The organism is Rhodopirellula bahusiensis (assembly GCF_002727185.1).
In the GTDB taxonomy this organism is placed as follows: Bacteria; Planctomycetota; Planctomycetia; order Pirellulales; family Pirellulaceae; genus Rhodopirellula; species Rhodopirellula bahusiensis.
On sequence record NZ_NIZW01000002.1, the window covers coordinates 192,916 to 206,183 of the forward strand.

Sequence of the window (13,268 nt, forward strand, 5' to 3'; positions counted from 1 at the left end):
AACTACTCCATCCCGCGTGGCATCCGATCCACGGTGGGGCACGGACGTTTCTCCATCCCGTTTCTCTCGCATTCCTGCTTCCTTTCATGACTCCTGCCGAAATTCGCCAAGAAATCATCGATATCCTCGACGACATTTCTCCCGATGAGGACCTCGACAACCTGGACGACCAGAAGGCGTTTCGCGAGCAATTGGAACTGGATTCGATGGACTTTTTGGACATCGTGATGGAGCTTCGCAAGCGTCACCGCGTGCAAATTCCAGAAGAAGACTACGGTCACCTCGCCAGCATGCATTCCACGGTCACGTACCTGGAACCCAAGATGAAGGATCTTTAGGACAAGCGGAAAGAACCACAGGGGCACAGAACCACAGGGTGTGCCTTCGGGAAACTGCTCTCGGTCGTGCCTGTGGTCCTGTGACACTGAGCCCCTTTCCACTTTCGCTGTATGTACGACACCATCATCATCGGCGCGGGGATGAGCGGGCTGGCAGCCGGCATTCGCTTGGCCCACTTTGACCAACGCGTTTGCATTCTCGAGAAGCACTACACGATCGGTGGTCTGAACTCGTTCTATCGAATGGGCGGTCGCGACTACGACGTTGGGCTGCACGCGATGACCAACTTCGCTCGCAAGGGTGACAAGAAAGGTCCGCTGGCCAAGCTCATTCGGCAACTGCGATTCAGCTGGGAAGATTTCAAGCTTGCCGAGCAGAACGGATCCTCGATCCGATTCCCCGGTGTCGAGTTGGATTTCAACAATGACATCGCGATGCTCGAGAGCGAAATCAAATCTCGCTTTCCCGATCAGATCGATGGTTTCCGCAGCCTGTGTGGATCGCTGCTCGACTACAGCGACATGGACGGGGACGCTCCCGAGTTCATGCGTTCGGCTCGCAAAGTCATGGCGGAACATCTGTCTGATCCGCTGTTGATCGAGATGCTGTTGTGCCCGCTGATGTGGTACGGCAACGCTCGCGAAAACGACATGGATTTTGGCCAGTTCTGCATCATGTTCCGAGCTTGTTACTTGGAAGGTTTTGGGCGTCCGTACAAAGGGGTTCGAGTCATCCTGAAGAACTTGGTTCGGAAATTTCGCGGGCTCGGCGGCGAGCTCAAATTGCGAAGCGGCGTTTCCAACATCCACGTCGAAGACGGCAAGGCTGTCGGCGTTGTGCTGGACGATGGCACCGAACTGCGGGCCAAGCGAATTCTGTCGTCCGCGGGCACGGTCGAGACCATGCGGATGTGCGACGACATCACCGAGCCAGACGTGGCAAAGGCTGGCAAGTTGTCGTTCATCGAATCGATCAGCGTGCTGGATTGCAAGCCGAAAGAACTGGGGTTCGATCGCACCATCGTGTTCTACAACGATTCGCCGAACTTCCACTGGGAACGCCCCGACGATTCGTTGTGTGATGCTCGAACGGGAGTCATCTGCAGCCCGAATAATTACATCTACGACGCAGAAGAAGGCGAGTTGCCCGACGGTGTGGTTCGGATCACGACGCTCGCCAACCACGATCTGTGGTCGGAGTTGCCGGAGGAAAAGTATCGGGCGGCGAAGGTGACGCAGTACGACGATGCCGTCGCATCGGCCGTTCGGTTCATGCCCGATTTTCGTTCTCGCGTCGTCGACACGGACGTGTTCACGCCCAAAACAATTCGCCGTTTCACCTGGCACGACAACGGAGCCGTCTATGGTGCTCCTGACAAGCAGTTGGATGGAACGACGCACCTGCCCAATGTTTTCTTGTGCGGTACCGACCAAGGATTCGTTGGCATCGTGGGTGCGATCGTCAGCGGCATCAGCATGGCGAACCGGCACTGCCTTCAAGTTTGATCGTTTCGGACGATCATACGCCCTCGTCTGCGGTTTTTGGTTGCAGGTTTGCCGTTGAGGTCGCGCCGGCATTGACAATTGAGCGTGGGGGCCGCAGGCTTTCGGACGCAAATTCTTCTTGATCCCCGTGATTTCGGGGTCTTTGTCCAGACGAGGTTGGAATGCCCAGCGAAACTGCCGCGATTGTTTACACGCACACCGACGAAGCTCCCGCACTGGCGACTCGTTCGTTGCTGCCGATCTTGAGGGCCTTCACCAGCGGCAGTGGTTTGTCGTTTGAGACCAAGGACATCTCTTTGGCCGGCCGCATTCTGGCCGGATTCGCGGATCGATTGCCGGCGGACAAGCAAGTCCCCGACGCGTTGGCCGAGCTGGGTGAGTTGGTCACAAAGCCCCACGCCAACGTGATCAAGTTGCCAAACATCAGCGCCTCGATCCCGCAATTGGTCGAAGCGATCACGGAACTGCAGGCTCAAGGGTACGACCTGCCCGACTTCCCTCAGGACCCCAAGACGGACGAAGAAAAATCGGTCCGAGCGATCTACGCCAAGGTGCTCGGCAGCGCTGTCAATCCAGTGCTTCGAGAAGGCAACTCGGATCGTCGGGTTGCCGCTCCGGTCAAAGCTTACGCGCAAGCGAACCCGCACTCGATGGGCGACTGGTCAGCTGATTCGAAGTCGCACGTGGCTCACATGAGCGAAGGCGACTTCTATGGCAGCGAAAAATCGGTGATCATGGACTCCGATGAGACCCTGCGCATCGAACATGTTGGTTCCACTGGTGACGTCACCGTTCTGCGAGACGGACTCAACGTCAAAGCAGGCGAGATCGTCGATTCGGCTCGCATGAGTGCTCGTCAATTGCGAGCGTTCTACGCCGAACAAATCGCGGATGCGAAGTCCAGCGGCGTTCTGTTCTCGTTGCACCTGAAGGCGACGATGATGAAGGTCAGTGACCCCATCTTGTTTGGGCACTGCGTCAGCGTGATGTACGACCAATTGTTCGAAGAACATGGCGATGTGCTGGCCGCCGCGGGTGTCGATCCCGATCAAGGCCTCGCGTCCGTGTTCGCCAAGGTGCAAGACTTACCGTCCGATCAACGTGCTTTGGTCGAAGGAACGCTTGTTGAGATTCAGTCGAGCCTGCCCGGGATCGCGATGGTCGACTCGGACAAAGGCATCACGAACTTGCACGTGCCCAGCGACGTGATCATCGACGCCTCAATGCCCGCTGCGATCCGCGCTGGTGGCAAAATGTGGGGAACCGATGGCAAGTTGCACGACATGAAAGCCGTCATTCCCGATCGTTGCTACGCCGGCGTCTATCAAGCCACGATCGACGACTGCATCGCCAACGGCACCTTCGACGTCACCAAGATGGGCAGCGTTGCCAATGTTGGTTTGATGGCTAAGAAAGCCGAAGAGTACGGCTCGCACGACAAAACCTTCCGCGTGCCCGCCGACGGTCAGGTTCGCGTCGTTGACTCGGCTGGCAAAGAGTTGATGAGCCACGAGGTCGAAAAAGGCGACATTTGGCGTGCTTGCCAAACCAAAGATGTGGCGGTCAAAGATTGGGTACGGTTGGCGGTTTCGCGTTCGCGTGCCACCGGAGCACCCGCGATCTTTTGGCTGGATGAAAACCGTGCTCACGATCGCAACTTGATCGGCAAAGTCAATGAGTACCTGAAAGATCACGACACCGCCGGGTTGGATATCCAAGTTTTGGAACCCGCCGCTGCGACTCGCCATGCTTGCGGTCGAGCTCGTGAGGGCAAAGACACGATCAGCGTGACCGGCAACGTGCTGCGAGATTACTTGACGGACTTGTTCCCGATTTTGGAACTCGGCACCAGCGCAAAAATGCTGTCGATCGTCCCGTTGCTGGAAGGCGGTGGTTTGTTCGAAACCGGGGCCGGCGGATCGGCACCAAAACACGTCGAGCAGATCGTCAGCGAAAATCACTTGCGTTGGGATTCGCTCGGCGAGTTCCTTGCCTTGGCGGTATCGCTGGAAGACTTGGCTGAAAAAACCAGCAACGAAGAATTCGCGGTACTGGCCAAGACGCTCGACGATGCCACGGGATTGTTCCTCAAAAACGACAAGTCACCATCCCGAAAAGTTGGTGAACTCGACAATCGCGGCAGCCATTTCTACTTAGCGTTGTACTGGGCAGAAGCCTTGGCGAAATGCGATCACGATGGTTTGAAATCGCGTTTCGAACCGATCGCGAAAGCCTTGTCAGACAACGAAGCAAAGATTGTCGGCGAGCTGAATGATGCTCAAGGCGTCGAGGTTGATTTGGGTGGCTACTACCATCCCGACGAAGTCAAGGCTTGTGCGGCGATGCGACCCAGCACAACTCTCAACGCAATCATCGATGGTGTTTAGAGTCGTTCGCTTCCATCGCGAATTTTTTCACAACAACCTATAGCTCGGTGGTCCTCCACCGAGAGCAACCCCCGCGATCTCCCTCCCAGTTCATGCCAGTCGACCCCACCCCAGTCCTTCAGTACATCAACGGCTTTCGATTCTCGAAGGTCATGTTTGCCGCGGTTGAATTGGGCGTCTTTGACCGGCTGGACGATCAACCTCGTTCGGCGGAAGAGTTGGCAGCGGACCTGAAGTGCGATCCCGCGGCGATGAATCGCTTGCTCGATGGGCTGGTCGGGATGCAGTTGCTTTCGCGCGAATCGCAGTCGTATCGCAACACCAAACTGGCTTCGGAATTGCTGACGACGACCAGTCCGAACCGAATGACCGGCTACATCAAATTCAGCAACGATGTGAGCTGGAAGCTGTGGTCCCACTTCGAAAACGCTATTCGCGAAGGATCACATCGTTGGAAAGATGCCTACGGTTGGGACCAGCCCATTTTCAGCAGTTTCTTCGCCGATGATGCTGCCATGCGAGAGTTTTTGATGGGCATGCATGGCTACGGCGTGATCAGTTCGCCGAAGGTGGTCCGCGCCGTTGATTTGTCACCGTTCAAGCACTTGGTCGATCTTGGCGGAGCCACCGGTCACCTGCCGATCGCAGCTTGCGAAGCCTACGAGTCACTGACCGCGACCGTGTTTGATCTGCCCGATGTGATTCCGCTGACCAAAGAGATCGTTGCTCAGTCATCCGTTTCCGATCGGATCGATGTGACGGCGGGGGATTTCTTCGCCGATGAACTTCCCGAAGCCGATTTGATGTCGCTGGGTCGGATCCTGCACGATTGGTCCGACGAAAAGATTGATCGTTTGCTTGCGAAAATCTATGACCGGTTGCCGGAAGGCGGTGGTTTGCTGCTCGCGGAGATTCTGATCCAAGAAAATCGTGGCGGGCCGGATTGGGGGCAGATGCAAGATCTCAACATGTTGGTTTGCACCGAAGGCCGTGAACGAACGCTCGGGGAATACGAAGCAATCTTACGCCGTGCAGGCTTCAGCAACGTGACCGGCCAAGTCACCGGCGCACCCGTCGATGCGGTGCTGGCCATCAAGTGAGCCAACTGGCCAGGTTGGTACGCAGACGCGGGTTCGCTCCCGTTGGCTGCGTTGTCTTGCCCGCCTGCGACAGAACAGCGTCTCGCCATTCAGCGAAGTTCTAACAGTTTGGTTCGGGTGTCCATCAGGATCCGGCCCAGCATGTTCTTTCCTTTGCCGTCTCCCCCATCGCCCCAGTAGTCATCGTTTGCTGTGTGCTCGATGATTTTCGCGTCGCCTGTCGCCAGTAGTAAGTCACGTAGTTCGTGGTGTTGCGTGAATTTCGCCATGACAGCTTCCCGCATGACGTTCACCTTCACGGATTCCCAGTCGCGTCGGAGCGTCCGTTTTCGGTCTCGTCCCATCCTTGCCGCCAGCATGGGCGAATTCGCTTTCCGGATTTCTTCTTGATCAGACTTTTCCAGGAACTTCATTGCTTGGAAGTAGTGCTCCGTCGTTGGCCAAATCTTCTTTCCGATTTGAATCGGATACCCCGCGAAGTTGGAGAATTCACCGTATTCGTCCGCGGTGCTGTAAAACTTGATCGGCTCTGACATGACGATTGACTTGTTCGGGGACTGCGATTGCTAGGCAGACACAATGCTGGTTCGAAGGTTCGCATAACATGCTGTTCTAGCAAGAGAGCAACATTGGATCTCTTGTCGTTGTTCAGGGAGCGACGACCAAGTCACGTGCAGCGAGGTTCCAGTCGAGTTGGGCTGCTTCGGTGAGTTCGCCATTGCGGGCGATGCGATAAGCGGACAAGCGACGATCACCGGTTTCGCTGACGAAGAGCAGTTTTTGGTCTGGAGACAGGTCGAGTTTCCATGGGATGTCGCCCACATGGCAACGAGCGACCAGGCTGAGTTTGCCTTCCACGTTGACGTCGAAGGTGAAGACGCTGTCTTGGTCGCTCACGAAATCGCGGACGGCGACGAACAAGCGTTTTCCATCGCGAGTGAGCACTAAATCGGACGCATGCAAGCCACGTTTTCCATGAACGAACGGTGTGCGACGCGGCAGCGTGATCGCATGTTGAATATCGGTGAGTTGTCCGTCTTCTTGAATCTGATAGACGCTGACACCGAGTTGTTGTTCATTGCTGAAGTAGACGATTGGAAGCGATGGGTGAAAGGCCGCGTGGCGTGGGCCAAACATTGCGGGGGGATCAGCATTGAATGGTTGCAGAGGGACCAGTCCGCCCGTGGTTGCATCGAATCGAAATTGGAACAACGCGTTGTTGTTTTTGACACACGGGACATAGGCAAATTGATTGTCTGGCGTTGTCAGGATGCAATGAGCTTCTGTGTTCGGCGTTACAACAGATGAAGTGAGTTCTCCGACTTGGCCGCTGTCCTGGATCCGATAGGCTGCGATGATCCCGTTGCGATAGTTGGCGGCCAGGAAGAATTTCCCACTGCGATCGATGCTGGTGTAGCCGGTTGGATGATCCAGTGACGACGTTGCGATCAACTGCATCTCGCCCGATGCGGTCGCTTGAATGGTCGCGGATGTCGGGACACCTTTGGCACCCGAACTGACGATCAATCGCTGGTGGTCTTGCTGCCACGCGAGGATGGAGGGTGTGAAGGGAAGTTCAAGCGAACTCTGGCGTTGGAATGAGACGTTGCTGTCTTGGCTTGTGACCATCCACTGAATGATTTCATTAGTAGGCGGTGAAGGTGCGAAAACGTGAAATGGTTCCGCACCTCGCGCGAGCATCGCTGAAAGGACGATCAGGTAGCAGCAGAGACAACAGCGAAGCATTGGGATGCGTCCTTCGGGACGGGCAAGGTTGGTGGGCGATTTCATATTTTAGCTGCGAGACGTTGCCCAGGTTGGCCCTGTCGCAGTTCGAAGATGATTAGGATGAAGGCAAACTCACCCTTCAATCTGGAGACGTCGGATGGCGAAAAGTTTCGCATCGGTTGCTTTGTTCATCGGCGTGTTGCTCGGCCGGTGTGCGGTTGCGCAGTCGGGTTTGGAGTTCAAGCTTCAGTCCCAATCGAAAACGGATGCCGGAGATTTTGTCATTCAGCACGACGAAGTGACTTGGGATCCGACTCAGACCGCAATCATCGTTTGTGACGTGTGGGACTATCACCACTGCTTCAACGCGGTCGGTCGCCTGAATGAAATGGCACCGACGATGAATGAGGTCATTGCTGAATCGAGGCGTCGCGGTGTGACCATCATTCACGCTCCGAGTGGCTGCGTCGATTTCTACAAAAACACAGCAGGTCGCAAACGTGCGATGGAAGCACCTCTCGCGAGCAATCTGCCCGACGAGATTGGTGCGTGGTGTTACACCATTCCTGCGGAAGAAGATGCCAAGTATCCGGTGGATCAATCCGATGGTGGCGAGGACGACGATCCCGAAGAACACGCGGCTTGGGCGGCGAAGTTGGAGTCGATCGGTCGAGATCCAAAGCAGCCGTGGAAGCGTCAACTGAAAACAATCGAAATCGATGACTCAGCTGATTTCATTGGCGATCAAGGTGACGAGGTTTGGAACATTCTGGAGTCCAAGAAGATCGACAACGTCATCCTATTGGGCGTTCACACGAACATGTGCGTGCTTGGTCGACCGTTTGGGCTTCGTCAGATGGCAAAGAATGGAAAGAATGTGGTGCTGATGAGAGACATGACGGACTCGATGTACAACCCAAAGATGTGGCCCTACGTCAGTCACTTCGAAGGGACGCGGCGAGTGATTTCGCACATCGAGCGATACGTTTGCCCGACGATCACCAGCGACCAAGTCATCGGCGGTACGCCATTTCGTTTTGCGGGTGATGAGTGATTGTTCAGGCTTTCGTTGGAGCCGAGCCCGACTGTCACGCAACAAGTAGCCGACGGAGGCTCTCCGTCGGCAATCAAGCGTTCTTGCTGGGGGAGATTGGACGGTTGCTTTGATTGTTTACGCTCATGCCGACCGAGGTCCTCGGTCGGCTACATGGGATGCTGGCCGGGGGCTTTTTATGGCTTCGCAGGCCGTGAGGTTTCAACCGTTCAACGTCTGGGCACGGTCGGTGTTGGGAATCAACTGTTCGTTGTGTCGTTTGTTTCTCACATCATGCTTCGCTGTTGGCGAACAAATCAAATGGAAGCGTGCCGTATGGTTTGCCGTTGATCTGCAAAGTGACCGCGTGCCGGCCGGGATAGAGTGTGTACGTGGTTGCGTTGGCGTGCAGTCGGTGACGTTTGGTCAGTGAGACCGACTCGCCTTTTCCGAGTGGCAGGCTCTTGAGCTTGTGGACTTTGGGAGCTGTCGTTCCGTTGGCTTTGACGAAGTCGATGACGTAATCAATCATCAGTGATTCCGCTCGTTCAGCCGAGACGGTGAATGAGAATTCAATTGTGTCGCCCGGCCGAAGTTCGCCTGTCTTGAGTTCAAAATCAGAGACTTCAATCTTGGGGTTGTCGCGATAACCGAGGAACTTTAACGCGGGGGAGTGACCTTGTTTGATCAAGGTTCTCAACGCGTGGCGACTGATCCAGTCCAGCTCTTTGGGTGTTTGACACTGAGACGATTTCCATCCGCGAAGGGTTTGGAGGACGAGTTCGGGATGCGATTTGGAAATGTCGTTGAGATGGTTGGCGACCGATCGGGTGACGTACCGCGTCGGGTCGGCGTGTAGTGTTTCGAGGAATGGCAGCGGAGTGGTGACGTCGATGGTTAGCCGACGCGACCAGGGCAATTTCGGTCGTGTGCCTTCGCTGACTAAACGGCGGACGTGATAGTTGGAATCCGACGACCACTTCGAGAGTTCGGCGAGCGTCGCGTCCGGGTGAGCGTCGATGAAGGCGCGGATGGCGTCCTCCATTGAAAATCGCATCGTGATGGCTTTGAGAGTTTTTAGCGAGTGTCGCAGCTGTTTCCGCTCGAGCCCGTTGCGAACGACGAATTCCCCAAGCGGAGCGAAGATGAAGTCGCCGAAGTCGTCGTCGGTTCGTTTGGGATCCAGCGGCGGCGGCAGGGCCTCTCGAATTTGAGTGGCTGCGGTGGCAAAGTCATCGGAAAGATGAGTTTCAAGGACGCCGGCGATGTGGACGATCCGCTGTTTCAACTCGAGGTCCAAAAGGCCTCGCATGCACTGGCGCGTGAAAGCTTTGCCATCGAAGTTGCTGTCCGCGTTTTGGAATAAACTGCTGAGGTAGTTCACGCGGTCGCGATTGAAGAGTTGATCCTTCAGACTGAATCCGCTGCCTGTTGTCGATGGGCTCATGGCTGTGTTCGCGTCGTCCTGGCTACGGAAAGTGATTCAGCTGGTGTGGTTTCGAATCCGGCGAGGTGGAGCTGGTTGTTCGCTGGTTCGACACTTCCACCGCTCACTTTCTTCTCTCGACGCAGGAGTTCTCGTTTGCGGTCCAAGCCCCAACGAAAGCCTGAGTCCTTGCCGTCCGAACGCACGGCACGATGACAGGGGATTGCCAGAGCGATTTGGTTTTGGCCGCAAGCGGCGCCAACGGCGCGGCTGGATCCAGGTGAGCCAATTCGGTCGGCAAGTTCTCGGTAGGTGACCGTTTCGCCAGGCTCGGTTTGCGCCAACTCGGTCCAGACCTGTTTCTGAAAGTCAGTGCCAAACAGATTGACTGGCAGACGGAGTGGTTCGGCCGGTTGTTCGATGAATTCGATGGCAGCGGCAAGCTCGGCTTGGAAAACGGACTTTGTTTCGACCCGTTTTCGGTTTGAGTGTGCAGTGGCCAAGTCAATGAGCAAGCTTTCCCGGTCATCACCGAGAGCCAAGTAGCTCACGCGCGTTTTGGAATTTCCGTCGCTAGTCCCAGCGATCAAGACTTGCCCTAGAGAGCATTCGCCGGTCGCGAAAATCAGCTGCGAATCATCAACGTTGGGAGCGATTGGTGGATTCATTGTTCGATTTCGATTGAACCTGATGCGGGTGATTCGCTGAAGGACGAAAGTTGCTGGGCGGCCCAGTCGGCGGCGATGGTTCCGATTTCGCCCGCGAGCGAATTGACGGAGCCTTTGCCGTTCGGGTGAACACGATTGCTGAGGAAGATGACGTACAACTTCAGTTCCGGGTCGATCCAAATAGCAGTGCCGGTGAAGCCGCCGTGTCCAAATGCGGCGTCGGTCATCGACTTGCCCCGGTTGGAAGAGTAACCGGATTGCTTGTCCCAGCCCAGGCTCCGCAGTTGAACTCGATCGGGCGAAGAACCGGGCACTTCGACGCCCGTTGTCATGGCATCGAAAGTGGCTGGTGAAAACAAATCCATGTCGTCGGACTGGCCCGCATTGACCAAGACGTTTGCAAGGATGGAGAGGTCGTCCGCGGTGCTGAACAATCCCGCGTGACCGGCAGTTCCGCCCAGAGCGTAGGCACGAGGATCATGAACTTCGCCTCGCATCCAGTGGCCGTCGCGTTGTTGGGTCGTCGCACACTGATCGTCATTCTCTCCTACCGGGCGGAAGCCGGTGTGCTTCATCTGGAGTGGTTCAAAGATGTTTTTTTGTGCGAATTCATTCAGAGGCTTCCCCGAGACTCGCTCGACCAATTCGCCGAGCACCATGAAGCCAACATCCGAGTATCGAAATCGCGTTCCCGGAGGACTGCGAAGTTTCTGGTTCATCAGGTTGTCGATCGATTCGGCGTGAGTGCCCCGGTAGTCCGACATGCCGTTGTCGGGGATCAAACCTGAGGTGTGCAGAAGCAAGTGTTTGATCGTGACGGATTCTTTGTCTTGGCCAGCGAATTCGGGAAGGTATTTGCTGACGGGATCGTCGACGGAAAGTTTGCCTTGATCGACCAGCATCATCACGCTGTTGGCCGTCGCGATCGGCTTCGTGAGCGACGCAAGGTCGAAGACGGTGTCGACTGTCATTGGAACTTGACTTGGTTGAACCTGGCGATTTCCAAACGCGGATTGATAGACCGTTTGTCCGTCGAATCCGACTGTCACGACTGCTCCGGGACATTTGTTGGCGTCGATGCCCTGCTTCACGATCTGCTCCACACGTTCCGACGGGAAGTCTTCCGCGTGGCAGGTGTAAGTGGTTGTGATGGCCAGGAACAGGACGGCCGCGAAGCGTGCAAGGAGTTGGTTCATGGTGCTGAAATTGAAATTCAGAGGTCGGAGAGCATAAATGGCGGTGTGACAAAGAATCTGAGTCGTCGCTAGTTTACAATGGCTGGCCGGCGAGGAGTGACGGGGGCGTTTCGGTTGATGCCGGATCGTACCCGAAACTGCCCGAACGATTGACTAAGGGAGGATTCTCCCTTCCCGCCCATTTTCTTCCCCACCGATTGATTGAGTCAGCATGAAACGTGTTGCCATGGGAATTTGCCGTTCCCTTTTCGCTTGTTTGTTTGTCGTCGTCGCGTCTTCGCAAGCGTTTTCCAAAGAGACATCACCGCCCAACATTGTATTGGTGTTGGTGGACGACATGGGGTATTCCGACTTGGGGTGCTACGGCAGCGAGATCGAAACACCGAACATCGATGCGTTAGCAGAGAATGGGCTGAGATTTACCCAGTTCTACAACTCTGGTCGATGTTGTCCGACGCGAGCGAGTTTGTTGACCGGGTTGCATCCGCACCAAGTCGGGATCGGGCACATGACCGCTCCTCCGGGAAAAGTGCTGAACGCTCCGCCGGCTTATCAAGGTCATCTGAACGAAACCTGCGTGACGATTCCCCAGGTGTTGAAGTCTCAGGATTATCACACGTTCATGACGGGGAAGTGGCACCTCGGGCATGTCAATCAAAATGATTGGCCGATGCAACGTGGGTTCGATCGTTTCTATGGCGGGATCAGCGGCGCATTCAATTACTTCAAGCCCGGCGGTGATCGCGGGATGACTGACGGGAATGAGGATGTAGAGACGGAAGATGGTTTCTACGCGACCGATGCATTCACCGACATTGCTTGTGACTACATCAGCGACGCGAGGAGGGCGGACGACAAGCCATTCTTCTTGTACCTCGCTTACAACTCTCCTCACTGGCCGTTGAACGCGAAGGTGAAGGACTTCGAGAAGTACCGAGGGCGTTATACGGATGGCTGGGAAGCGGTGATGAAAGCCCGGCAGGCCAAGCAACGTGAGATCGGGCTGTTCGGTGAATCATTGCAACCGGCGCCCCACGTTGGGCCGGCTTGGGATTCATTGAAAGCGAAGAAACGAGATGATTTGGATGCGATCATGGCAGCGTACGCCGGGTGCGTGGACAACATCGATCAAAACATCGGGAAGTTGGTCTCTCATCTGAAATCGATCGACCAGTACGAGAACACGCTGATTCTGTTCTTGTCAGACAACGGTGCTTGTCAGGAAGGCGGGCGTTTGGGTTTTGGGGACGAGAACATGGTCCGCAATCCGCCTTTGGAAACGACGAACGGTGTGCGTCAAGGATTGGCTTGGGCGAACGCCAGCAACACGCCTTTCCGTTTGTACAAACACTTTTTGCACGAGGGCGGTGCGAACACACCTTTGATCGCTCATTGGCCCGGCGGAATCCCTGAGTCACGCCGCAACTCGTTCGTGAGACAACCGGCTTACTTGCCGGACATCATGGCGACATGCGTGGAATTGGCCGAGGCGGAGATGCCAGGCGATGTTCCACCGTGCCAAGGCAGTTCGCTCGCGAATGCTTTGACCGGTGATTTAGAAGCTGCCAAGCAACCGATCCATGACACGCCGATCTTCTTCGAGCATGAAGGCAACGCGGCGATGCGCGATGGGGATTGGAAACTGGTTCGTGAGTACAAGAAGCCTTGGGAGTTGTACAACATCGCGGACGACCGGACGGAGCTGAGCGATTTGTCGACCGCGGAATCGGAGCGGCGTGATCGGATGGTTGCGGCCTGGGAGGCTTGGGCGACGAAGACAGAAGTCGCGTTTCCCGAGCGATACAACATGTATCAAGAGATGAAGAATCACGAGTGAGAGCTTGTGTTCATCGCTTTCTCATTCGCAACGACAGGCAGCTGTCTTG

The 13,268-nt window shown here is 55.8% G+C and carries 11 protein-coding genes; 6 read left to right on the forward strand and 5 right to left on the reverse strand.

Going from position 1 to position 13,268, the window contains the following annotated elements; all coding sequences use genetic code 11:
* The first annotated feature begins 86 nt into the window (after window positions 1-86).
* From CEE69_RS03510 to CEE69_RS03525, 4 genes are all read left to right on the forward strand, one after another.
* Entirely contained in the window at window positions 87-338 is a 252-nt protein-coding gene (locus CEE69_RS03510; RefSeq protein ID WP_007325818.1) for an acyl carrier protein, read from the forward strand.
* 111 nt (window positions 339-449) lie between these two features.
* A complete protein-coding gene (locus CEE69_RS03515; RefSeq protein WP_099259361.1) occupies window positions 450-1,844 on the forward strand; it encodes a phytoene desaturase family protein in 1,395 nt (464 codons plus the stop codon).
* 161 nt (window positions 1,845-2,005) lie between these two features.
* On the forward strand, window positions 2,006-4,231 hold the full coding sequence (locus tag CEE69_RS03520) for an NADP-dependent isocitrate dehydrogenase (RefSeq protein WP_099259362.1): 2,226 nt from the start codon (window positions 2,006-2,008) through the stop codon (window positions 4,229-4,231).
* A 92-nt stretch (window positions 4,232-4,323) separates the two neighbouring features.
* Window positions 4,324-5,331 (forward strand): class I SAM-dependent methyltransferase, encoded by a 1,008-nt coding sequence (locus tag CEE69_RS03525; protein WP_099259363.1) that lies wholly within the window; start codon window positions 4,324-4,326, stop codon window positions 5,329-5,331.
* Between the two features lie 89 nt (window positions 5,332-5,420).
* Here the strand turns inward: CEE69_RS03525 and CEE69_RS03530 are convergent, their stop codons facing one another.
* Both CEE69_RS03530 and CEE69_RS03535 read right to left on the reverse strand, forming a co-directional pair.
* Entirely contained in the window at window positions 5,421-5,867 is a 447-nt protein-coding gene (locus CEE69_RS03530; RefSeq protein WP_099259364.1) for an NADAR family protein, read from the reverse strand.
* A 112-nt stretch (window positions 5,868-5,979) separates the two neighbouring features.
* A complete protein-coding gene (locus CEE69_RS03535) occupies window positions 5,980-7,122 on the reverse strand; it encodes a lactonase family protein (protein ID WP_099259365.1) in 1,143 nt (380 codons plus the stop codon).
* Window positions 7,123-7,216: 94 nt separating this feature from the next.
* Between CEE69_RS03535 and CEE69_RS03540 the strand changes: the two genes are divergently transcribed.
* A complete protein-coding gene (locus tag CEE69_RS03540; protein WP_099259366.1) occupies window positions 7,217-8,113 on the forward strand; it encodes a cysteine hydrolase family protein in 897 nt (298 codons plus the stop codon).
* Window positions 8,114-8,384: 271 nt separating this feature from the next.
* Here CEE69_RS03540 and CEE69_RS03545 read toward each other — a convergent pair whose 3' ends face one another.
* The 3 genes from CEE69_RS03545 to CEE69_RS03555 are packed head-to-tail and all read right to left on the reverse strand — an operon-like array spanning window position 8,385 to window position 11,382.
* Window positions 8,385-9,539, reverse strand: coding sequence for a hypothetical protein (locus CEE69_RS03545; protein WP_099259367.1), 1,155 nt, complete (start codon window positions 9,537-9,539; stop codon window positions 8,385-8,387).
* Window positions 9,536-10,186: a methylated-DNA--[protein]-cysteine S-methyltransferase gene (locus CEE69_RS03550; protein WP_099259368.1), complete on the reverse strand. Its 651-nt coding sequence runs from the start codon at window positions 10,184-10,186 to the stop codon at window positions 9,536-9,538. The genes CEE69_RS03545 and CEE69_RS03550 overlap by 4 nt, the downstream gene beginning before the upstream one ends.
* Window positions 10,183-11,382 (reverse strand): serine hydrolase domain-containing protein, encoded by a 1,200-nt coding sequence (locus CEE69_RS03555; protein WP_099259369.1) that lies wholly within the window; start codon window positions 11,380-11,382, stop codon window positions 10,183-10,185. Before CEE69_RS03555 ends, CEE69_RS03550 begins: the two co-directional genes overlap by 4 nt.
* A 211-nt stretch (window positions 11,383-11,593) precedes the next feature.
* On the opposite strand from CEE69_RS03555, the gene CEE69_RS03560 reads away from it, so the two are divergent.
* The gene (locus CEE69_RS03560; RefSeq protein ID WP_099259370.1) at window positions 11,594-13,219 is read left to right on the forward strand and encodes an arylsulfatase; all 1,626 of its coding nucleotides are present in this window, start codon (window positions 11,594-11,596) and stop codon (window positions 13,217-13,219) included.
* Window positions 13,220-13,268: the final 49 nt, after the last annotated feature.